20 protein-coding genes, 1 tRNA gene and 1 riboswitch are annotated in these 21,905 nt (G+C 65.7%); of the genes, 3 read left to right on the top strand and 18 right to left on the bottom strand.

Features of this window, described 5'->3' with window-relative positions; all coding sequences use genetic code 11:
- Positions 1-69 precede the first annotated feature (69 nt).
- Genes NKH73_RS13540 through NKH73_RS13530 form a run of 3 tightly spaced genes read right to left on the bottom strand, consistent with a single transcriptional unit; the run spans position 70 to position 3,291 of the window.
- A complete protein-coding gene (locus tag NKH73_RS13540) occupies positions 70-1,287 on the bottom strand; it encodes an ABC transporter permease (RefSeq protein WP_352932111.1) in 1,218 nt (405 codons plus the stop codon).
- On the bottom strand, positions 1,284-1,997 hold the full coding sequence (locus NKH73_RS13535; protein WP_352932108.1) for an ABC transporter ATP-binding protein: 714 nt from the start codon (positions 1,995-1,997) through the stop codon (positions 1,284-1,286). The genes NKH73_RS13540 and NKH73_RS13535 overlap by 4 nt, the downstream gene beginning before the upstream one ends.
- Before the next feature lie 4 nt (positions 1,998-2,001).
- Positions 2,002-3,291 (bottom strand): efflux RND transporter periplasmic adaptor subunit, encoded by a 1,290-nt coding sequence (locus tag NKH73_RS13530; RefSeq protein WP_352932106.1) that lies wholly within the window; start codon positions 3,289-3,291, stop codon positions 2,002-2,004.
- A gap of 114 nt (positions 3,292-3,405) precedes the next feature.
- Between NKH73_RS13530 and NKH73_RS13525 the strand changes: the two genes are divergently transcribed.
- The gene (locus NKH73_RS13525; protein WP_352932104.1) at positions 3,406-4,317 is read left to right on the top strand and encodes a PhzF family phenazine biosynthesis protein; all 912 of its coding nucleotides are present in this window, start codon (positions 3,406-3,408) and stop codon (positions 4,315-4,317) included.
- Between the two features lie 104 nt (positions 4,318-4,421).
- Positions 4,422-4,497, top strand: a tRNA-Lys gene (locus NKH73_RS13520).
- 663 nt (positions 4,498-5,160) lie between these two features.
- Here NKH73_RS13520 and NKH73_RS13515 read toward each other — a convergent pair.
- The 8 genes from NKH73_RS13515 to cbiE form a co-directional block, all read right to left on the bottom strand.
- On the bottom strand, positions 5,161-5,697 hold the full coding sequence (locus NKH73_RS13515; RefSeq protein ID WP_352932101.1) for an MgtC/SapB family protein: 537 nt from the start codon (positions 5,695-5,697) through the stop codon (positions 5,161-5,163).
- Positions 5,698-5,804: 107 nt separating this feature from the next.
- Positions 5,805-6,815 carry a nicotinate-nucleotide--dimethylbenzimidazole phosphoribosyltransferase gene (cobT, locus tag NKH73_RS13510; RefSeq protein WP_352932099.1) on the bottom strand — a complete coding sequence of 337 codons (1,011 nt, stop codon included), beginning with the start codon at positions 6,813-6,815 and terminating at the stop codon, positions 5,805-5,807.
- A gap of 24 nt (positions 6,816-6,839) precedes the next feature.
- Positions 6,840-7,607 carry an adenosylcobinamide-GDP ribazoletransferase gene (locus tag NKH73_RS13505; protein WP_352932096.1) on the bottom strand — a complete coding sequence of 256 codons (768 nt, stop codon included), beginning with the start codon at positions 7,605-7,607 and terminating at the stop codon, positions 6,840-6,842.
- Positions 7,604-8,917: a cobyrinic acid a,c-diamide synthase CobB gene (locus NKH73_RS13500; protein ID WP_352932093.1), complete on the bottom strand. Its 1,314-nt coding sequence runs from the start codon at positions 8,915-8,917 to the stop codon at positions 7,604-7,606. The genes NKH73_RS13505 and NKH73_RS13500 overlap by 4 nt, the downstream gene beginning before the upstream one ends.
- Positions 8,914-9,732, bottom strand: coding sequence for a uroporphyrinogen-III C-methyltransferase (gene cobA, locus NKH73_RS13495; RefSeq protein WP_352932092.1), 819 nt, complete (start codon positions 9,730-9,732; stop codon positions 8,914-8,916). Before cobA ends, NKH73_RS13500 begins: the two co-directional genes overlap by 4 nt.
- A complete protein-coding gene (cobM, locus tag NKH73_RS13490) occupies positions 9,729-10,493 on the bottom strand; it encodes a precorrin-4 C(11)-methyltransferase (RefSeq protein WP_352932090.1) in 765 nt (254 codons plus the stop codon). Before cobM ends, cobA begins: the two co-directional genes overlap by 4 nt.
- A complete protein-coding gene (locus NKH73_RS13485; RefSeq protein WP_352932088.1) occupies positions 10,490-10,876 on the bottom strand; it encodes a cobalamin biosynthesis protein in 387 nt (128 codons plus the stop codon). The genes cobM and NKH73_RS13485 overlap by 4 nt, the downstream gene beginning before the upstream one ends.
- Positions 10,873-12,114, bottom strand: a complete 1,242-nt coding sequence (gene cbiE / locus NKH73_RS13480; RefSeq protein ID WP_352932087.1) for a precorrin-6y C5,15-methyltransferase (decarboxylating) subunit CbiE — start codon at positions 12,112-12,114, stop codon at positions 10,873-10,875. Before cbiE ends, NKH73_RS13485 begins: the two co-directional genes overlap by 4 nt.
- Before the next feature lies 1 nt (position 12,115).
- Here cbiE and NKH73_RS13475 point away from each other — a divergent pair, with 1 nt between their 5' ends.
- Positions 12,116-12,883 (top strand): cobalt-precorrin-6A reductase, encoded by a 768-nt coding sequence (locus NKH73_RS13475; RefSeq protein ID WP_352932085.1) that lies wholly within the window; start codon positions 12,116-12,118, stop codon positions 12,881-12,883.
- Here NKH73_RS13475 and NKH73_RS13470 read toward each other — a convergent pair.
- Genes NKH73_RS13470 through NKH73_RS13440 form a run of 7 tightly spaced genes read right to left on the bottom strand, consistent with a single transcriptional unit; the run spans position 12,847 to position 21,640 of the window.
- Entirely contained in the window at positions 12,847-13,611 is a 765-nt protein-coding gene (locus NKH73_RS13470; protein ID WP_352932082.1) for a precorrin-3B C(17)-methyltransferase, read from the bottom strand. The genes NKH73_RS13475 and NKH73_RS13470 overlap by 37 nt on opposite strands.
- A complete protein-coding gene (locus NKH73_RS13465) occupies positions 13,608-14,369 on the bottom strand; it encodes a precorrin-2 C(20)-methyltransferase (protein ID WP_352932080.1) in 762 nt (253 codons plus the stop codon). The genes NKH73_RS13470 and NKH73_RS13465 overlap by 4 nt, the downstream gene beginning before the upstream one ends.
- Positions 14,366-14,998: a precorrin-8X methylmutase gene (locus NKH73_RS13460; protein WP_352932077.1), complete on the bottom strand. Its 633-nt coding sequence runs from the start codon at positions 14,996-14,998 to the stop codon at positions 14,366-14,368. The genes NKH73_RS13465 and NKH73_RS13460 overlap by 4 nt, the downstream gene beginning before the upstream one ends.
- Positions 14,999-15,000: 2 nt before the next feature.
- On the bottom strand, positions 15,001-16,470 hold the full coding sequence (gene cobG, locus NKH73_RS13455) for a precorrin-3B synthase (RefSeq protein ID WP_502893910.1): 1,470 nt from the start codon (positions 16,468-16,470) through the stop codon (positions 15,001-15,003).
- Positions 16,467-20,153, bottom strand: coding sequence for a cobaltochelatase subunit CobN (locus NKH73_RS13450; protein WP_352932075.1), 3,687 nt, complete (start codon positions 20,151-20,153; stop codon positions 16,467-16,469). The genes cobG and NKH73_RS13450 overlap by 4 nt, the downstream gene beginning before the upstream one ends.
- An 18-nt stretch (positions 20,154-20,171) precedes the next feature.
- Positions 20,172-21,209, bottom strand: coding sequence for a cobalamin biosynthesis protein CobW (gene cobW, locus NKH73_RS13445; RefSeq protein ID WP_352932073.1), 1,038 nt, complete (start codon positions 21,207-21,209; stop codon positions 20,172-20,174).
- A complete protein-coding gene (locus NKH73_RS13440; protein WP_352932071.1) occupies positions 21,206-21,640 on the bottom strand; it encodes a DUF1636 family protein in 435 nt (144 codons plus the stop codon). The genes cobW and NKH73_RS13440 overlap by 4 nt, the downstream gene beginning before the upstream one ends.
- A 38-nt stretch (positions 21,641-21,678) precedes the next feature.
- A riboswitch (cobalamin riboswitch) is annotated at positions 21,679-21,882 on the bottom strand.
- Between the last annotated feature and the right edge of the window lie 23 nt (positions 21,883-21,905).

Genomic DNA, 21,905 nt, shown 5'->3' with positions numbered 1-21,905 from the left:
GTGACGACAGGGAGGAGGCGAAAGACCGCCAAAAGAAATTTAAACAGCCGAAACGTCGCGTGACGCACTCTATTCATGCCTCAACGCGTCGATCGGATCGAGCCTTGCTCCACGCAGAGCCGGGAAGAAGCCGAATACCATGCCGATAAGTGCGGAAAAACCGACCGCGAGCAGGATGACCGCCGGGCTTGGCGCGAACGGGATAGCCAGCGTCAACGAGGCAAGACCGGCCAGCGCCAGGCCGATCAGGATGCCGATGATGCCGCCGAAGAGCGATAGCACGGTTGCCTCGACCAGGAACTGGATGAGAATGTGCTTTTCATGCGCGCCGATGGCCAGCCTTATGCCGATCTCGCGAGTGCGTTCGGTGACCGACACCAGCATGATGTTCATGATGCCGATGCCGCCGACGAGGAGGCTGACGCCGGCGACCGCGCCTAGCATGCCGGTCATCGTCGTGGTGGCGCTCGCCATGGCGTCGGCGATCTGGGTCATGTCGCGGATGGAGAAATCGTCCTCCCTGTCCGGCGTGATGCGGCGCGTGTCGCGCAAAATGTCCTCAACGCGCGGCAGCAGCTCGGTGGCCGGCGTCCTGTCGTCGGCGGCGACGTAGATCGATTCGATATCGCGGTTGCCGGAGATGCGGCGCTGATAGGCGGCGAGCGGCATCAGCACGACATTGTCCTGGTCCTGGCCGAAGCCGGTATAGCCCTTCGGCTCGAGCAGGCCGATGATCTTGCAGGAGGTGCGATTGACGCGGATGATCTCGCCTTCGGGGTCGCCTGCGCCGAAGAACTGCTGGCGCACCGTTTCGCCGATCAGGCAGACGCCGGTGCCCGAGCGGGTCTCCGAATCGCTGAAGGGGCGGCCCGAAACCAGCTTCCAGTCGCGCGCATCGAGATAGGCGCTATCGGTGCCGGTGACACCCGACGTCAGGCTTTCCGTGCCGAAGATGACGCGGACCTGCTTTTGCGATGCCGGCGAGATGGCGCGGGCGCCGCTCAGATGGGCGACGAGCGCGGCAAGGTCCTTTTCGGCAAGCGGACGGACCACCTGGTCGAGTCCTCCCGGTCCGCCGGGCCCGGCGGGACGGCCGGAACGGACGACGAGCAGATTGCTGCCGAGCTTGGAGATATCGGCCTTTACCTTTTCGGTGGTGCCCGAGCCGATGGTGAGCATGGCGATGACGGCGGCGACGCCGATCACGATGCCGAGCAGCGTCAGAAACGAGCGCAGCACGTTGCGGCGGACCGAAAGCAGCGAGAGGCGGACGGTTTCCCAGATCATAGCGAGGCCATCTCGAGATTCACGGTGTCGGAGGCGACGTGGCCGTCGAGGAAGCGAATTGTGCGCTCGGCATAGGCCGCAACGTCGGCCTCGTGCGTGACCATTGCGATGGTGAGGCCAAGCTCGGTGTTCAGCCTGGTCAGGAGTTCCATGATCTCGTGGGTGCGGGCGGTGTCGAGGTTGCCGGTCGGCTCGTCGGCGACGAGCAGGGTCGGCCTGGTGACGATGGCGCGTGCGATCGCTACGCGCTGCTGCTGGCCGCCGGAAAGTTCGGCCGGCGTATGGTGCTCGCGGCCGATGAGACCGACTTCGGCTAGCGCTTTCATGGCGAGGTCATGGCGTTCGCGAGCGGCGACGCCGCGATAGATCAACGGCAGTTCGACATTTTCCACCGCCGTGGTGCGCGGCAGGAGATTGTAGCCCTGAAAGACGAAGCCGACATAGAGATTGCGCAGCATGGCGCGGCGGTTGCGGTCGAGACGGCCAGCATCGATGCCCATGAAGCTGTAGGTTCCGGCCGTCGGCGTGTCGAGACAGCCAATGATGTTCATCGCCGTCGACTTGCCCGAGCCCGACGGTCCCATGATGGCGACGAATTCACTGCTGCGGATCGCAAGGTCGACACCAGCCAGCGCATGGACCGTGGCCTCGCCCTGGCCATAGCTCTTCCAGACCTTGTCGAAGGTGATGAGGGTCGCGCCCGCCGCCACGGTCTTAGTTCCGCTGCTGCGCGGTAATGACTTGCGCACCCTCTTCGAGGCCGGAGGTGATCTCGGTCAGTTCGCCGTCGGTGGAGCCAGTCTTGACGTTGACCGGCCGAGGCCGGCCATTATCGAGCACGTAGAGCGTGCGTGAGCCGTCGGTAGGGGTCGTCGTCGCCTGGCGCTGGCGGTTGCCGCCCGGACGGCCCATGCGGCCCGTGAACAGGTCGCTCAGGCTCCACCCGCGGGCGGCCGTTTGCGCCGGCCGGTAACGGAAAGCCGTCGACGGCACGGTGAGCACGCCCTTGGCCTCTCTGGTGACGACGGAAACGGTGGCAGTCATGCCGGGCCGCAACAGAAGCTCGTTATTGTCGACATCGAACCGCGCGTCGTAGGTGACGACACCGTCAGTGGTGACCGAAGCATAGGAGATGTCGCGGATCTCGGCATCGAACGGCCGTTCCGGAAAGGCGTCGACGGTGAAGCGCGCATGCTGGCCGGGCTTGACCGCGCCGATGTCGGCCTCGTCGACCGCTGCCTTCAATTCCATGTTCCTGAGGTCGGCGGCGATGACGAACAGCACCGGCGCCTGCAGCGAGGAGGCGACCGTCTGGCCGGGATCGACCGAGCGCGTCAGGACGATGCCGTCGATGGGGGCATAGATGGTGCTCTTGGCAAGGTCGGTCTGCTGCGCCTTGAGGTCGGCATTGGCGATGGCAAGATTGGCTTTGGCGCTGTCGAGCGCTGCCTTGGAGCGGTCGCGCGTGGCAGTCGCCGCTTCAAGCGACTGGTCCGTCGCCATGCCGCGCTTGGTGAGTGCCGCGGCGCGCACAAGCGCTCTTTCACTTTCGGTGAGGGTTACGGTGGCGTCCTCGACATTGGCGGCCGCCGCCTTGGCGGAAGCCTCGGCGCGTTCGATCTGCACCTCCAGCTTGGCCGTGTCGAGCGCCGCCAGGACATCGCCCTTCTTCACCTGCTGGTTTTCGTTGACCGCGACCGAGCGGACGACGCCGGACAGTTCGCTCGAAATGTCGACCTGAGTGAGCGGCTGCAGCGTGCCGGTCGCCGATACCTCGACCGTGAGGTCGGCGACAGTGGCCGGCGCCGTGGTATAGTCGATCTTGGCGGGAGACCGAGCATACCATTGGTAGCCGGCGATGCCAGCCGCGACGACGATCAGAGCAAGCAGGCCATAGAGCCAGAAGCGACGCCGTTTCTTCTTTAGGCCCTGGTGGTCAAGCCCGAGCGCCGTCTCGATGGTGGAAACGGATTCCACTTTTGGCAGATTGACAATCTGGTCCACGCCGGACCCCTATAATATCAGTGATGTCCCAATCAGTGCACAGATCAGGCCTAATGGTTCAAATATCAAATTAAATTTCGCCCATGTTGGGATTGAGGCAGAAGGCTTACTACGATGCTGACCCGGAATTACTTACTTTACGACGTGTTCACGACCGAGCGGTTGGCCGGCAATCCGCTGGCCGTCGTGCTGGATAGCAAGGGCCTGGACACGGCCGCGATGCAGGCCATCGCACGCGAGTTCAACCTGTCGGAAACGGTCTTTGTGCTGCCGGCAGACAATCCCAAGCACCGCGCCCGCATCCGCATCTTCACGCCCGATTACGAAATGCCGTTCGCCGGCCACCCGACCGTCGGCTCAGCGATCGCGCTTGCCGAAATGACTGGCGATGGCGACACCGCCGGCATCTTTGTCCTGGAAGAAAACATCGGCCCTGTGCGCTGCGCCGTCAGCAAGCATGATGGCGCAGCCTTTGCCGAGTTCGACCTGGCCAAACTGCCGGAGCAGCTGGAATTGTCCGCCGACCCGGAGGCGATCGGGGCAGCGCTTGGCCTGGGGCCGCACGAAATCGGCTTCGAGAATCACCGCGTCTCGTTCTGGTCGGCCGGCGTGCCCTATGTGACCATCCCGGTCGCCGATCTGGAGGCGGCGGCGCGGATAAGACTGGACAACCAGGCGTGGTCGGAATTGGCACCCCGCAAGAGCGAATGGGCCTTCGCCAGCCCGTATGTCTACTGCCGCGAGACGGTGAACCACGACAGCGCGTTCCATGGCCGCATGATCGTGCCGGGCAATCCTTCCTATGAAGACCCGGCGACCGGTTCGGCGGCGGCGGCTTTTGCCGGCGCGATCATGCATTTCGACGGCCCGAGAGAGGGTGTTTCCCGGCGTTGGATCGAACAAGGGCTGGAGATGGGGCGGCCTTCGCGCATCCGCCTCGAACTGACGGTCGAAGGCGGCAAACTCGCCGCCGCCCGCATCGGCGGCCATGCCGTCAAGGTGGCGGAAGGCCGGTTGTTTGTCTGATCGCGATCGGCTCGAGGCGATTTGTCGGGAAATGAATCCGGCAGGGCTGGACATGGCGGATGGCGGCGGCTATATGCCCGCCGACGCTGGTTTTACCGGCGAGTGGGTGCGTAGCTCAGTTGGTAGAGCAGCTGACTCTTAATCAGCGGGTCACAGGTTCGATCCCTGTCGCACCCACCATTTAATTCGTTGATTTCCCGCTTTTTCGCTGCTTGGAAAGAGTGTTGCGAACATAGCGGTTTCCAATCCTGACGGTTGGCTTTCAATTCGCGTTCGGCTCCAGCTGCGGCGCGGGCTCGGCCCAGCGGGACTGCAAAAGCGCCATTCCTCCCACGGCCGGGATGTTCACACGGACCTTGCGCCAACGAACCGTTCTTCCAGCCCGGTCGGCTTCTCGGCAATACCGAGGGCTCTATCGTCCAGACGACACGAGAGGTCCGGCGGAGGATCGCGACAGTAAGAGAAGGCGACTGTTCAAAATTTGCCCGAAAGCGTACAAGACTAAAATCGTCAGCCATGCAATGGGCGCTGATGCTTAGGAGAGACCACCGCACTCCTGCCCAAATGCGAGGCATTCGTGTGATGGCAGAAGTACCCAAGCCCGGCCTGACCGACGACCATGTACGCGCGCTTGCGCAAGAGTCAGGTGCTAGCGAGCAGCAAATACGTGACATCGCATCGCTGATCGGTTTCGATCGTGCTTCGATCCTTAGAGAAGCGCGTCTGTTGAGCCGTGATCTAAGACCGAAGCTTTAGGACTTAGTTCCTGCCTGATCTGCACACCGAGTCAGCCGTATCGATCTCGCGAATGGGCGTTCTGCCTTGGCACGCGGGGCGTTTTCCTCAGTCTTTGGGCCGCTTGGGCACGTCTTGTTTCGACATGGGCTTTTCTTGTCCGGTGTTCTCGCCAATACCGGACTTGGCGGCAAAACTGTAGAGAAGGCCTGCCACGACAAGCACCAATAGCGTGCCGAGCGCCGCCACTTGCCACAGACCGAGCCCGCACGCCACGCCAATTGCCCCAGACAGCCACATGCCAGCACCGGTCGTCAGCCCGTGGATCTCGCCTTTCGAAAACAAAATCGATCCGGCAGCAAGGAACGCGACGCCAGCGGTAACCGCTTCGACAACACGAATCGGATCGACCCTCACGGAATCCTGCAGAAACATCGGCGCGTGAATGATTTCAATCGTCAGAATACCGAAAGTAGCGGCTGCCACGCAGACCAGTATATGGGTGCGAAGCCCGGCAGGACGATTTCGCCATTCGCGTTCGAACCCGATCGCCGCACCGAAGATCGACGCCAGTAGAAGCCTCGCCGCAATAACGGGAAACGGGACGTATGTCGGATGGCCGAACTCTTGGAAAAGCTGTTGCATGCGTGACCCCGGGGCTGACCGGCCACAACGTGCTCGGGCCTGCCAGGTTCCCCAATGCCGCCGTGATCCATCGAGGACTCGATCGAGACTTGATTCAGTTGAGGAGATTACTTCTCTGAAACACCAGCCTCGGCAAAGCTTGCCATGCGGGCATGGCATTCGAGCGCGGAGCGGACGATGTTGACGGCAAGGCAGGCGCCGGAGCCTTCGCCGAGCCGCATGCCGAGGTCGAGCAGCGGCGGCAGGCCGAGCGCCTCGAGCAGGCGGCGATGGCCCGATTCGGCCGAGACATGGGCGGCAAGCGTGTGGGCGAGGCCGGCGGGGTGCAATCTTGCCAGGGGTGCGGCGGCGGCGGTGCAGACGAAGCCGTCGAGCAGCACCGGTACGCCGTGATGTCGTGCGGCTAGGGTCGCACCGAAAATGGCGGCGAGTTCGCGCCCGCCGAGGGCTGCCGCGACCAACAGCGGGTCGGCAGGGGCCTCGGCGTGGCGCTTGAGGCCGGTCTCGATGACGGTGATCTTGCGCACTAGACCGGCATCGTCGACGCCGGTGCCGCGCCCGGTCCATTTTTCCGCGCCGCCGCCGAACAGGGCGGCCGAAATGGCAGCCGCCGGCGTGGTGTTGCCGATGCCCATTTCACCGAAACAGACGAGATCGAGGTCTTTCGTCACCGCGCCGTAGCCGGCCGAGACGGCGGCGAGGAAGGCTTCGTCGTTCATCGCCGGCACTTGCGTGAAATCGCCGGTCGGGTGATCGAGGTCGAGCGGAATGACGTCGAGCTCGGCGCCGGCGATGCGGGCAAGCTGGTTGATGGCGGCACCGCCGCCGGCGAAATTCGCCACCATCTGCACGGTGACGTCCGACGGGTAGGCCGACACGCCCTGTGCGGTGACGCCGTGGTTGCCGGCAAAGACGAAGACTTTGACGCGGTCGAGCTTCGGCATGTCGCGGCCCTGCCAGCGCGCCAGCCACGCCGCGATGCCTTCTAGCCGGCCAAGGCTCCCTTGCGGCTTGGTCAACGTGTCCTGACGGCGGGCAACGGCACTGGCCGCGGCGTCGCTGCCCGCAGGCAGATCGAGGCAGGCCGCGCGCAGTTCATCAAGCGATTTGAATGGCATGGGGGCAAAGTCTCCGAAACAGAGTCAGGAAAGGCAAACGGAAGCGACGAGCAGGACTGCGATTTCGCCAAGCTGCTGCAGAGCGCCGACCGTATCGCCGGTCTGGCCGCCGATCTGGCTGAGGCACAGCACACGGAAGGCGGCAAACACCAGACCGAGCAGGATGAGTGCAGCGACCGCGCCACCGAGCCCGAGCGTCAGCAGTGCCACGGCACCGAGCAGGGCGCCAGCAATGGCGGTTTCGGCCGATACGATGCCTGCATCGGCCGAGAGACCGTCGCTGCGAGCCGGCGGCAACAGATGCATGAAAGCACCGAACAGGCCGCGCGAAGCGGCATGCGCGGCGATGAGAGCGACGAGAACTTGCACCGGGCCGGCGACTTCCGAAAGCGCGCTCCAGCGGATCAGCAGCGAGAGGCCAAGTGCGCAGGCGCCATAGGCGCCGATGCGGCTGTCGCGCATGATCTCCAGCTTTTTCTCGCGCGTCTTGCCGCCGCCAAAGCCGTCGGCGACATCCGAAAGCCCGTCTTCATGCAGGCAGCCGGTGACGAGCAAGGTTGCGGCAAGCGTCAGTGCCGCTGCCGGACCGGCGGCAAGGCCGAGCCTTGTCCCGATGGCGTAGACCACGGCGCCAATCAGCGCGACGGCGAGACCGGCGATGGGCGCTGCCCAGATCGCACTGGCCAGTCTGCGATCGCGAAAGTCGAAAACCGGCAGCGGCAGCCGGGTGAAGAAGACAAGGCAGAGCGCGATGTCGTCGACGGCTTGCCGGGGCGAGGGGACTGCGGTCATTCGCCTCTCGCAATGGCATGGAAGAACGTGCCGCTGACATGGCCGCGCCGGTAGCCGGAAGCGCCAAGCGGATTGCCTTGGCCGTCAGCAAGGTCGGCCAGTGGTTCGTCATTGCCGGTCGCAATCATCTGCGCATAGTGGAATTCGTGGCCGCGGATCAGCGTGGCCGGGGGTCCCAGTGGGCAAGCGGCCCGCAGCCGCGCCTCGCGGTAGCCGAGATTCATCTTGCGTTTGGCGAAGCTGGTCGAGTGGCCGAGCAGACCGAGCATCTTGTGTGTCTCGCCCTCGGCGTCTTCCAGTGCTTCACCCAGAACCATGAAGCCGCCGCACTCGCCATGCACCGGTTTCGTTGCCGAAAAGGCCACGATGCCTGCCCTGAAATTCGCGGCGCCGGCGAGGCGGCCAGCATGAAGCTCGGGATAGCCGCCGGGCAGCCAGCAGACGTCGCAATCGTCGCTGGGCGCTTGGTCAGCGAGCGGCGAGAAGGGAATGATTTCCGCCCCGGCCTTGCGCCAATGTGCGCCGACATGCGGATAGAGGAAAGTGAAGACGGCATCCTCGGCCAATGCGATGCGCTGGCCGGGCGGCGGCAGTGCGTCGCTGAAGCTGCCCGATGCAGGCGTCAATGGCGCCGCCAGCGCCATGATGGCGTCGAGGTCGAGCGACCTTTCGACCATGTCGGCCAGTCGGTCGAGATGCGCCATTAAATTCTCATATTCGCCGGCCTGAACGAGGCCGAGATGGCGCTCGGGGAGAGTGAGCGAGGGGTCACGCAATATGGCGCCGACGACAGGCAGGCCGATCGCCTCGATGGCATCGCTGCAAAGCCGCCGGTGACGCTCGCTGCCCAGCCGGTTGAGCACGACGCCGGCCATGCGCACGTCGGGGTCATAGGTAGCAAAACCCTTGGCAACGGCCGCCGCCGTGGTCGACTGCCCGGAAACGTCCAGCACCAGCAGCACCGGCAGGCCATAGAGCCGGGCAAGATCTGCGGCCGAGCCGGTGCGACCCGGAGCAGCGGGAATGCCGTCGAACAGGCCCATCGCGCTTTCCAGGAAAACGAAATCGGCATCTTCAGTAGCGGCACCGGCCAGCGCGTTGAGCAACGCAGGCGGCATCGCCCAGCTGTCGAGATTGACGCCGGAAAGTCCGGTCGCGGCGGTGTGGAAGCCGGGATCGATATAGTCGGGACCGGATTTGGCGCCGCGCACTTTCAGGCCGCGCCGGGCGAGCGCGCGCAGGATACCGATGGTGACGCTGGTCTTGCCCGAGCCCGAACGCGGCGCGCCGATGATAATCGCGCGGGTCATGGCTCGCCCGCCAATGCTGCACGCATCGCGACGATGCCGCCGACGACGATCAGCGCCGGTGAGGTCAAGCCGGCGGCGGCCGCCTCGTCGGCGATGGTGGCGAGCGTGGCGACGACGATGCGCTCCTGCGGCGTCGAAGCGGCGACGATCACCGCCGCCGGCGTCGACGGCGCCAGTCCACCCTCGAGCAGTGCGCCTGATATCAGCGGCAGATTGGCCATGCCCATATAGACGACGACCGGCTGGCCGGTGCGGGCGATTGCCGCCCAGTCGAGGTCGTCATCGGTGCCGGCGGCGTGGCCGGTTGCCAGGATTACCGCCTTGTTGATGCCGCGCATGGTGGCCGGGATGCCGGCGCCGGCAAGCGCGCTGAGGCCCGAAGTCAGGCCGGACAGAACGCGGAACGGAATGTTTTCACGGGCAAGTGCCAGCGCCTCTTCGCCGCCGCGCCCGAAAATATAGGGGTCGCCGCCTTTCAGCCTGACGACGCGCCGGCCTTCGTGCGCCAGCCTGACCAGCAAGGCGGTGATGTCGTCCTGCTTCATCGACGGCTGACCGCCGCGCTTGCCGGCATAGAACAGCTCGGCACTGGCCGCCACTGCCACAACATCGGGAGACACCAGCGCGTCGTAAACGAGGGCATCGCACTGCCCAAGTGCCGCCAGCACTTCCAGCGTCAAGCAGCCGGGATCACCGGGCCCGGCGCCGGCCAGCCAGACATGACCCGGCTCCAGCTGGCGCGGCTTGAAGTTCAGCCGGGCCAAAGCCTGTTCGACTGAAGCGTTTCCATTTCTGTTTCCGGTACCGTCGTTCACAATCCGTCCCGTCCGCGAAAACGCCGCTGGTAGTGGGCGTCGTAAAGTGAACTCTCGCTAAAGCCTTCCGCTGCCAGCGAACGGCCGACGAAGATGATCGCCGTGCGTTCCATCGGATCGGCGGCCAATTGCGCCTCGATCGTCGCCAGCGTGCCGGTCAGCACGCGCTCGTCCGGCCAGGAGGCGCGGAAGACGACCGCCACCGGGCAGTCGGCGCCATAGAATGGCGTCAGCTCGGCGACGACACGGTCGATGGCGTGGATGGCAAGGTGTATGGCCAGCGTCGCGCCGGTGCGGCCGAAGCCGGCCAGCGTCTCGCCGGGCGGCATTTTCGAGGCGCGGCCAGAGATGCGGGTCAGCACCAGGCTCTGCGCGACTTCGGGAATCGTCAGTTCGCGGCGCAGCGCTGCCGCGGCAGCGGCGAAGGAGGGCACGCCCGGTGTCAGTGTATAACGGATGCCGTGCTTCTCCAGCCGGCGGATCTGCTCGGCGACGGCGCTCCACACTGAGAGATCACCGGAATGCAGGCGGGCGACATCGTGGCCGGCCTGGTGAGCCGCCACATATTCCGCTTCGATCTCGTCGAGCGACATCGGCGCGGTATCGATCAATTTCGTGCCAGGTGCGCAGTGTTGCAATAGCTCGGGCGCGACGATCGAGCCGGCATAGAGGCAGATCGGGCAGCTTGCCAGCAGTCGGCTGCCGCGCAAGGTGATGAGGTCGGCTGCGCCCGGTCCGGCGCCGATGAAGTGGACGGTCATGCCGTGTCTCCGCTGATGGCGATGGCGCAGGTGACCGGGCCGAGCACGGTGCGCGGCCCAAGCAGTTTCGCGCCTTTTCCGGCAGCGGCAAGCGCGGAGGTTTCGGAAACCGACGGTGTGCCGGCACGCTCCTGTGACAGGCTCGAGCGGCTGATTGCGTGCGGCGCCGCGGCCTCGAGTGCATCGTCCTCGACAACGATCACTGGCAGGGCGAGTTCGCGGCCCGCAGAGAAGATTGCCTGCTCGCCCTGCTTCAGAGAAGCGGTGGCGAGCGCCGAAAGCGCCGTCATCGCCAGCCCACGCGCTTCCAGCGCGGTTTCTATCGCGGCAAGCACATCCCTTGCGCTGACGCCTTTGCGGCTGCCGATGCCTGCGACCATCATGGCTTGACCCAGCTCCATTGGGTGACCGGCATAGCTGGCCGCCAGGCTTGCATCGAACCAACCGGTGACACGCGCGATAGGGCGATGCGGGTGAGATCGCCACCGAGCGCAGCGTGACGAGCGAGAAGCAGCGCCTCCATTTCCAGCGTCACCGCATTGGCAACCAGGCGGCCGCCAACGCGCAGCGCCTTGATGGCCGCGGCCAGCACGCCGGTATCGCTACCGCCGCCACCGATGAAGATGGCGTCGGGCGTGCCTAGCTTGGCAAGCGCCTTTGGTGCCGAGCCTTCGATCACGACGAGGCCGGGCACGCCACAGTGTGAAGCGTTGCGGTGGATGCGGGCGGCGCGGGTCGGGTCGGCCTCGACGGCAATGGCGCGCATCGAGGGATGGGCCAGCATCCATTCGATTCCTATCGAACCCGAGCCGGCGCCGATATCCCACAGCAACTCGCCGCGCCTGGGGGCGAGGGCAGACAGGGTAATGGCGCGGATCTCGCGCTTGGTGATCTGGCCGTCATGCTCGAACAAATGGTCGGCAAGGCCTGAAGCCAGCGGCAGGATGCGTCCTTCGGAAGTTGAGTCAACCTCGATTGCCAGCACGTTGAGCGGGTTGATCTTTTCGAGATCGAAGGCGTCCGCTCGCGCCGACCGCAGCCTTTCGTTTGGGCCGCCCATTGCCTCCAGGGTTGTCAGCCGCGAGGCGCCGAAGTCGAGTTCGGTCAGCAGCCCCGCAATCGCCGCCGGTGCATCGCCGTCCGAGGTCAGCGCTAAGACGCGGCTGCCGGGGTGCAGCAGTGGCCGGATCAGGTCGAGCGAGCGGCCGTGCAGCGAAATGGTCTCGATATCCTGCAGCGCCCAGCCGAGGCGGGCGGCGGCCAGCGACAAGGCCGAAGGTGCGGGGATCACCTGCGTCTCTTGGGCAGGAACCTTGCGAGCAAGGGTGACGCCGACACCGTGGAAGAACGGATCGCCCGAGGCCAGTACGCAGACGCGTCTGCCGGAAAGCGCCAGCACGTCGCGCATCTCGGGATCGAAAGGGGCCGGCCACGCACGTGCTTCGCCTTTGGCGAGTGACGCGACAAGGGCAAGGTGACGCGTGCCGCCGAAGACGAATTCAGCCGCGGCTATCAACTGCTTGGCCTCGTCGCCGAGACCCGCTACACCGTCCTCGCCGATGCCGACGATTGTGAGCCATCTTGAGTTGAGCTTGGCGCCGTGCGGACCCTCAGCAGGCATGATGACCCACCGCATTCTGATCCTCGGCGGAACAACCGAAGCCCGGCAATTGGCGGGAAAGCTGGCCGCGCGCACCGATGTGTCGCTCACGCTGTCGCTGGCCGGCCGCACCGAAAACCCTGTCGCGCAGGACGTGCCTACCCGTACGGGTGGTTTCGGCGGCGCCGATGGGCTGGCGGCGTATCTCCGCGAGACCCAAATTGACCTGCTGATCGACGCCACGCACCCCTATGCGGCGCAAATCTCCGCCAACGCGGCGAAAGCGGCGGGCAACACCGGCGTGCCGATCGTTGCGCTGAGGCGCCCCGGCTGGGAGCCTGTCGAAGGCGACCGATGGACGCTGGTCGACAGTGTTGCCGGCGCGGTGACGGCGTTGGGATCGGCTCCACGCCGCGTTTTCCTGGCGCTCGGACGGCAGGAGGTGGCCGCTTTCGAGGCCGCACCCCAGCATCACTATCTCATCCGCAGTGTCGATGCGGTCGAGCCAAGGCTTGCTGTGTCCGATGCGACTTATCTCTTGGCGCGTGGGCCGTTCCGGGAGCCGGACGAACGCGCGCTTCTCGAAAGCAGTGGCATCGATGTCGTCGTGTCCAAAAACAGCGGAGGCGAGGCGACCTACGGCAAGATCGCCGCAGCGCGGGCGCTCGGCATCGAGGTGGTCATGATCCGCAGGCCGGCGCTGCCGGATGTCCCGTCGGCGGAAACGGTCGAAGCCCTTGCTGCGATGGTCAGTCATTTTCTTGGGCCCGCTGCCGAACGCGGCGTGTAGACCAGCGCCGGTTTTTCACCGCGCTTGATGATCCTGGTTTCCGGCGAGCCGATGATGATGCAGGTCGCCATATCGGCCTTTTCCGCATCGGCGTCCGCCAGCAGAAACACCTCGATGCGCTCGTCGGGACGGCCGGCAGCGCGGCCGAAGATAACAGGCGTGGTGCCGGGCAGGATCGCGGTGAGGCATTCGAAGGCGCGGCCAAGCTGCCAGGGGCGCGCCTTGCTGATCGGGTTGTAGAGCGCGATGACGAAACCGGCGCCCGCCGCCGCCAGCAGCCGTAGCTCGATCAGGTCCCATGGCTTTAGATTGTCGGACAGCGAAATGGCGCAGAAATCATGGCCGAGCGGTGCGCCGATGCGGGCAGCGACCGCGAGCATTGCGGTGATGCCGGGCAGCATCGCGACGTCGACGGCGCGCCATTCGGCCGGGCCGGCCTCGATCGCCTCGCAGACGGCCGCCGCCATCGCAAAGACGCCGGGATCACCGCCTGAGACGACGGCGACATCGTGGCCCTGCGCAGCCTTTGCCAGAGCGTCCTTGGCGCGCGATAGCTCTTCTCGATTGTCCGAGGCGACGCGGGTCTGGTCGGAGCGGAGATCGAGCCGGTCGAGATACGGTTTATAGCCGTAGAAGAATTTTGCCTCGGCGACGGCGCGGTTTGCCTCCGGCGTCACCTGGTCGGCATTGCCGGGTCCGAGGCCGATGACGGTCAGGCGGCCGCTCATGCTCCGGCCTCCATCAATGCTTCGGGACGGCCGGACCAGCCGGCGACCAGCACGATGGCGAAGTAGGGCGCCTTGTCGTCCTGCTTGTCGGCCAGCCGCATCGAGACGCCGCCCGGCATAGTGCCGCGCTCGACATAGACAGCACGCGCCAGCTTGCCGGTCGCTTCCAGCGCGCGCCTGATCTTGGTCAGGTTGCGGCCGACCTTCATGATGACGGCGGCATCGGTATCGGCGAGGCGGCGGGTCAGCTCGAATTCGCTCATCGTGCCCGGCAACACGGTCAGCACGTCGTCGCCCTGGACGATCGGCGATCCGGTCGCCGACCAGCAGCCGGACATGGCAGTGACGCCGGGAATGACTTCGGTCGGGAAGCGATGCGCCAGCCTGACATGCAGATGCATGTAGGAGCCGTAGAAAAGCGGGTCGCCTTCCGAAAGCACCGCGACCGTCCTACCGGCGCTGAGGTGCTCGGCAACCTTCTCGGCCGACTCCTCGTAGAAATCGGTTATCTGCGACCGGTAGTCGCTGTGATCCTTGTCGATTTCGGTGGTCACGGGATAGAGCAGCGGCAACTCTATCAAATCGGGACGAAAATGTGCGCCGACGATGGCGCGCGCATTGCTGTTGTTGCCGCGCTTGGCGAAATGCGCAACCACGTCGGCCTCGGCCAGCGCGCGCACCGCCTTGAGCGTCAGCAGTTCGGGGTCGCCGGGACCGGTGCCGACGCCGACAAGCCTGCCTTTTGCAATCGCGTTCACAGGCCCGGCCTCGCCAATGCGTTGAGTGCCGCGGCAGTCATGGCGCTGCCGCCCAGCCTGCCGCGCACGATGGCGTAGGGCACGCCATAGGAATTTTCGGCCAGTGCGTCCTTCGATTCGGCGGCGCCGACGAAACCGACCGGCATGCCGATGATGACAGCCGGCTTCGGCGCGCCGTCGCGCAACCTTTCCAGCAGGTAGAAAAGTGCTGTCGGCGCATTGCCGATGGCGACGACCGAACCGGCCATCCGCTCGCCCCACAGGTCGATGGCCGCGGCCGAGCGGGTGTTGCCGATCTTTTTGGCGATATCAGGGGTTTGCGGATCGCGCAGCGTGCAGATCACCTCGTTGCCGGCCGGCAGCCGGGCGCGGGTCACGCCGCGCGAGACCATCTCGGCGTCGCAGAAGATCGGCGCGCCACCCGCCAAAGCCGTGCGTGCTGCGGTGACAAAACCCTCGGAAAAAACAAAGTGCTGCGCGGCCTCGACCTGGCCGCAGGCATGGATCATGCGGATGGCGACATCGGCCTCGGCATCGGAAAACCGCGACAGGTCGGCCTCGGCGCGGATGATGGCGAAGGAGCGCTCATAGATCGCCGTGCCGTCATGGATATAGTCGTAGGCGGTCATGTTCATTCCTGTCGGTAGAGTTCGGTGACACCGGCCGCGCCAAGCCTTGCCAGGCAGGCGGCGGTGGTCTCGCCGCGAAGTCGTGCGCGGCTGACCGCTGCTGCAATACGGCCGATGCCGCGCGCGGCCTCATAGCCCGGCCTGTATCCGGCAGGAAGGGCCTTTGCCGTCCCGTCCACGACAAGTCCGGCTCCGTTTTCGCCGCCGACCAGTGTCAGCGCCGCCGGCCCGGGATGCGCGCAGCCCTTGGCGCAGCCGGAAATGTGAAGCTTGAAGGAGGAATCGAGGATGTCACCGTCTTCCGCTGCGATAGTCTCGGCGATATCGCGCGTCGCGATCCGGCCGGAGGCGCAGGCGGGAGCCCCGGGGCAAGCGGCGATCCTGGTGCGCGGATCGGTGGGGTTGGTGACGAAGCCGAGGGTGGCGGCGGCTTGCTGGAGTGAGTGGCAGGCGGTCGGGGAGAGGCCCATGAAAAGCAGGGCGCGGCTTGGCGCCAGCCGGATTTCGACGGCGCCAAGGGCCAGGGCGTTCTGCGCAAGATCGATGATCTTGTCTGCCGGCATGCTGCCGAAGGGCAAGCCGATGCCGAGGGCGGTGCCAGCAGAGGCCAGGGCGAAAGTTCCAATAGGTCGGCGTTCCTTCGCGCCCCCCTCTGTCCTGCCGGACATCTCCCCCACAGGGAGGGAGATTGGCAGCTTCACCGGCGGCTCTCCCTCAGCACCTTTGGCGATTGGCGAAAGCGGAGACGAGGGCGCAATCTCCCCCCTAGTGGGGGAGATGTCCGGCAGGACAGAGGGGGGCGCGAAGGAATGCCAACTTGCGAGAGATCTCAGTTGTCTCTCCGTCAAATCCCGTGCATGGGCTTCGCGGCCTTTTTCGGCGACCATCCTGAGCATCGCGACTGCAATATCGCGCGCCGCATCCTCCTCGACTATGACGAGGGATTTCGCATGTTGTCCGTCTCCGGCAACGGACATCTTCCACTGAATTGCCGCGTCCATCCGCACCGCAGCCAGCCTGACGTCCGCCGTCACGGCGTCCATAGCCAACTGCCCACCGCCATCGACAATCACCGAAACCTTCGGGCCAAGGCGTTGCGTAAGCCCGGCATCCTCGATGGCTTTGCGAATCCGCTCCGCCAGCGGGCGCGGGTCAGCAACTTCTTCCGCATCCAGCCCCGCCAGCGGGCCGGTCTCGACTGGTACGCCGGTGCGCACGGCGATGCCGAGTGCGTCGACCTCCCTTGCCAGCAGCCGTGCGCTTGCCGGCGTCAGGCCGCGGATCTGCAGGCTGCCGCGGGCGGTCACTTCCATGATGCCGTTGCCATGGCGCACGGCGGATTCACCTAGCCCGATCAAGGATTTCGGCAAGAGTCCTCCGGCGACCGGGTTGAGTCGCACCAAAAGGCCGTCGCCGGTCTGCATCGGCGCGGACAAAGCAGGGCAGGCGCCACGTCGGGAGAAGGCGTTCATGCCGCCACCCCCAGCGCCTGGGCCTCGGCGATCAGAGCGGCGAGATCGTCATCGATGGAATTGCGCAGCGGATGCCAGAGACCGCGCCGCCGTGCCGATAATAAGCGCTCGGCGATGACCTTCGCGGCGGAAGGGTTCTCGCGCAGGATGAAGGCGCGAACCACGGGGTCGCCTAGATAGGCATCGTGCACGGCCTCGATCAGCGCGCCCGGTATGGCGTGGGTGGTCTCGGCGAAACCGACGAGACGGTCGACCGTCTCGGCGAACTCCGAGGCACCGCGCGGTCCGTGCCGCATCTGGCCTGATATGAAGCGCGGGTTGACCGCGCGGGCGCGGACTACCCGCGACACTGCCTCGCCAACCGAGCGCGGCTTTGGCTTTTGCGGGTCCGTGGTGTCGAGCACGATGACGTCGGCGTTCTTGCCGAGTGCCGCAAGCGCCGCTGAAAAGCCGCCGATGAAGGCGACGTCGGCGGAGCCTTCGAGGATGTCGCGGCCGGGGTCGTCGCCGGTGTGGACGAGAAGGTCGGCCTCAGCGATACGATCCTCGAAGGCGCCGGGCACTGAGACACCTTCGCCCTCGGCGCCGCCATAGGCGTGCGAGGTGGCATCGAGATAGGCGCGGCCGATCTCCTCGCGCGCGCCCCAGTCGCCGCTCGACAATAAATCCTCGACGCCGGCGCCGTAGGTGCCAGGCGAGGTGCCGAAAATGCGCGGGCTGATCTTCCCGTCCGCGCGGGTCCTTGCCGCGAGCGGGTTTTCCGAAGCGTCCTCGTCACGGGCTGCGACGGCGTTGGCGGCGGCATCGATCAGGGCGATCTGGGTCGGGAACATGTCGCGGAACAGGCCTGATATGCGCCAGGTGACGTCGACCCGCGGGCGGCCAAGGGCGGCCGGCGGCAGCACTTCGATGCCGGTGACGCGGCCGGTGGCGGAATCCCATTGCGGCCGGCAACCCATCAGCGCCAGGCCTTGCGCGATCTCCTCGCCGCCGGTGCGCAGCGAGGCCGAGCCCCAGAGGTCGATGACCAGCGAGCGCGGCCAGTCGCCATGCGATTGCATGTAGCTGCGGACCACCTCTTCAGCCGCGGCCTTGCCGAGATCAAAGGCGGTCGGCGTCGGCATGGTGCGCGGATCTGATGTGAATAGATTGCGGCCGGTCGGCAGCACATCGCGCCGGCCCCGCGCCGGCGCACCGGCAGGTCCGGCGGCGACATGGCAGCCGTCGAGGGCCGCAAGGAGCGCTGCCTTCTCGGCTGCGGCACTTTGTTTGCGCAACGGATCGGCCTCGCCTTCCGGCGACCGGCCGTAGATGTGCAGGCCGTCCTTGATGGCGAAGTCCTTGAGGTCGCAGAGCCAGGCGTCGATGCGGCGCAGCGCTTCGTCGGGCGCGTCGGTTTTGGCAACGCCAGCTTCGGAAGCGAGACCGGTCTTCTGCGCGGTTTCGACGATCAGCTTCGCCAGGCGGTCGCGGCGGCGGCGGTCGAGCCCGTCGGCCTGGGCATATTCGTCGACCAGCCGTTCAAGCTGCTGCTGGTTCTCGTCAAGCCCGGCGCCGGTCAGCGGCGGCGGTAAATGGCCGAGGGTGATGGCGGCGATGCGCCGCTTGGCCTGTGCGGCCTCGCCGGGGTTGGAGACGATGAAGGGATAGATGACGGGCAACGGACCGGTGACGATCTCGGGAAAACAGGTTTCGCTGAGTGCAACGGTTTTTCCGGGCAGCCATTCCAGCGTGCCATGAGCGCCGACATGGATGAGGGCATGGACGCCGAGCGACTTTCGCAGCCAGAGACCGAAGGCGATCAGCGCATGCCGCGGCGGTAATGTCGGGTCATGGTAGTCGGCGCGGCGATCGGCCGAGCGCCCGCGGTCAGGGGCGAGGGCTACGGTGATGTTGCCGAAGGTGGCGGCGCGGAAGGGGAAATGCCTGTTGTTTGCTGGACTCGAAGGTTGGCGTTCTGTCGCGCCCCCCTCTGTCCTGCCGGACATCTCCCCCACTTGGGGGGAGATCGGCAGTTTTGCTGTCCCGTCTCTTTCTGCAACGTTCGTCGTGGGCGAGACTGTCGGCGAAGGGGCAATCTCCCCCCAAGTGGGGGAGATGTCCGGCAGGACAGAGGGGGGCAACGTAGAGGGTTGACGTTGAGATTCGGCCGTTACCGGATCGGTTGCCGGTTGACCCCAAGCTGCCTCTACGGTCTTTCGTGCTTCTGCAGGCAATCCCGCCAAGAAGTCGAGATAGTCCTCCAACCTCATCCCCTCGTCACCGCGCTCCAGCCTGCCCAGCAATGCACGCGGCGTTTGCGGAATCCCTTCAACGGCATAGCCCTGTTCGCTCAGATCGTGCAGCATCGCCAGCACGCTCGACGGCACGTCGAGGCCGACGGCATAGCCGGTGCGGCCGGGGGCGCTTGGATAGTCGGGGATCAGGATGGCGAGCTTGCGCTGTCCGCGCGGCGTCCGCTGCAGGCGGATGAAGACTTCGATACGGTTCGCCACTTGCGCGACGCGGTCCGGCTCCCGCCGGTTGGCGAAAGCGCGGAAGGCCAAAGCGGGATCGGTTTCGACCTCGCCCTTGAAGGAGATCGCGCCGGCAAGGATGCGGCCGTCGAGCTCGGGCAGGACGACGTGCATGGCAAGGTCGGCAGGCGCGAGGCCGCGCTGATTATTCTGCCAGATGTCACGACGGGTTGTCGCGACGATGACCTGGAACACCGGCACGCCGGCGCGGTCGAAGAGGGTTTCGACGCCGGGCTCGGCACCGGAGGCGAAGGCCGTGGCGGTGATGATCGCGGCAGGCTTCAGCGTTGACAGCGCGGTTTCGACAAAGGCGAGCGAGGCCGGGTCCTTCAAGCTGGAGACGAAGATGGGGACGGGGACCATGCCGCGCTGTCCGAGCGCCTCGAACAATGCATCGATGGGCGCGGCATCTGCGGCAAGAAGCATCGAACGGTAGAAGAGGATCGGGATGATGGGCGCGGCGTCTCCCTCCCCCTCGAGGGGAGGGTGGCCCGCAGGGCCGGGTGGGGTCGTTGCGGCAGTGCTCGACGTTTTTTTCTGTTGGCGCGCGTCAGAGGCGACCCCGCCCCCGGCCTGCGGCCGGACCCTCCCCTCGAGGGGGAGGGGGACGCCGCGCAGTCCCGGTTGATAGTAGCCGGCTTTTGGCACGCTGACAGGTTCAGCGACCGCTACACCCGATCCGGCAAGACTTGCCAGTCTTCGCATCAGCGCCGTCATATTCTCCGGGCCGCCCTCGCGAAAATAGCCGAGCAGGCCGTCCAACTCCTCGCGGGGCAGCGTCGAGCCTTCGATCAGCCGCAAATCCTCGTCGTGACTTTCGCCCGGTAGGAGCGCCAGCTTGATACCGCGATCTCGTGCGACAACGGCAAGCTGGTCGCAACCATAGCGCCACCAGTCGTAACCGCCGAGGATACGAACCAAAATAACCTTGGCGTGCCGGGCGACACTGTCGATCCAGAGGTCGACGGACATGGGATGGCGCAGGTCGCGTAGAGCCGCCAGCCGCATCGACGGCAGGCGTGCCGCATCCGCCTTCCATGCCGCCGCCAGGCCGGCCAGATCGCTGTCGGTGAAGGACAGCGCCACGACATCCGCAGGCGTCTGCCTGAGATCGACAGGCTCGGCGAGATCATCGAGCGAGGCGGATGTTGTGGTGAGGATGTGCATCGCGGCTCGTGCCTGGGGTCAGCCGGCGAGGATACGCTCGATTGCCGGGCGGTTCAGCCCTTTCAGGCCGATGACGACGAGGCGCGAGCGGCGGTCGTCTTCAGCGGTCCAGGCGCGGTCGTAATAATGATTGACGCGCGGACCGACGGCCTGCAGCAGGAGCCGCATCGGCTTGCCGCCGACCTCGACGAAACCTTTGACGCGCAGCACGTTTTGTTCCTCCGCCGCCGTGGCGACGCGCAAAGCCAGTTCATCGGGATTGGCGATCGACGGAATGTCGATGACGAAGGAATCGAAGTCGTCATGCTCATGGTCGAGCTCGTCGTCGTGGTGGGTCTTGCGGTTCTCGATGTCGTCCTCGACGGCAAGGCCTAGGCCGAGCAGCACAGACGGATCGACCTTCCCTTGCGAGGTCGGCACGATCTTGACGGCGCGCGCGGCGTGCTCGCCGATGATGGCCTTGGCACGGGCCGAGCCAGCGGCGTCCATCAGGTCGCTCTTCGACAATATGATCAGGTCGGCGCAGGCGAGCTGGTCCTCGAACACTTCCTCGACCGGATCGTCGTGGTCGAGCGTCTGGTCCTTCACGCGCTGTGCCTGCAGGGCATCCATGTCGTTGGCGACGCGGCCTTCGGCCAGCGCCGGTCCATCGACCACGGCGATGACGCCATCGACCGTCACCCGGCTCTTCACCGTCGGCCACTGGAAGGCCTGGACCAGCGGCTTGGGCAGAGCGAGCCCGGAGGTTTCGATCAGGATATGGTCGACCTTCGGCGTCAAAGACAGGATCTGGTCCAGCGCCGGGACAAAGTCGTCTGCGACGGTGCAGCAGATGCAGCCGTTTGCCAGCTCGACGATGTTTTCCTCGGGGCAGGTGTCGATGCCGCAGCCTTTCAGGATCTCGCCGTCGATGCCGATGTCGCCGAACTCGTTGACGATGATGGCCAGCCGCTTGCCGCCGGCGTTTTCGAGCAGATGGCGGATCAGCGTCGTCTTGCCGGCGCCGAGGAAGCCGGTGACGACGGTGCAGGGCACGCGGGAGACGGAAGTGGTCATATCGGATCCTTCAGAAGGTCGAGGGGAGGGATGCGGGCGACGAGGCCGCGCTTCAGGCAATCGGGGCGGCCGCGCCACGGAATGAGGCCATCGGTCGATGTGGCGAAGAGCTTTGCGCCGGCGACGAGATCGGCGCCGCTGGTCGCGGTCAGATCGCCGAAGACATAGCTCCAGCAGCCGTCGCGCAGGATCGCGGCGCTCAGCCGACGTTTGCAGTTGCCGAGGCATTCGACGGTGCGGATACGGATATTTTCGCCTGATGCAGCGCGGCGCGTGTCTTCGGCCAACAATTCGCCGGCGCGGGGATGGCCGTCGGAGCCGGTCTCGTCGCGGCAGGAGGCGCAGACGATCACGGTGACGCCGGCCAAGGCATCACTATCGCCGGACAAAACGTCCGCTGTCTCAGCCGGAAAACTGCTGTCGCGTTCCAAATCAGGCTCCTTGCCCGGAAAACCCGCCAGGCGATCGGATTCTTATGTCCTAGACGGCAGGTCTCCTGGCTCGCGGGTCATCGCCTTGGTGCCGCCTTCCCGGGACCGTCCCAGTGGTTTTCGGCCTTGGCTCGTCGCTTACAGTTGCGGGGACAGCCGCGGATTTGAAATCGAGATTTCGCACCGCATTCCCTCTTGGCTCCTCCCTTTGCCGAGAGGAGACCGTCTGAACCGGATTTAGGCTTGTGCAGGCAGTCGTGTCAAC

Source organism: Mesorhizobium sp. M0938, assembly GCF_040319125.1.
In the GTDB taxonomy this organism is placed as follows: domain Bacteria; phylum Pseudomonadota; class Alphaproteobacteria; order Rhizobiales; family Rhizobiaceae; genus Mesorhizobium; species Mesorhizobium robiniae.
The sequence above is the reverse complement of the archived record's forward strand: the minus strand, read 5'-3'. Positions and strand labels throughout refer to the sequence as shown.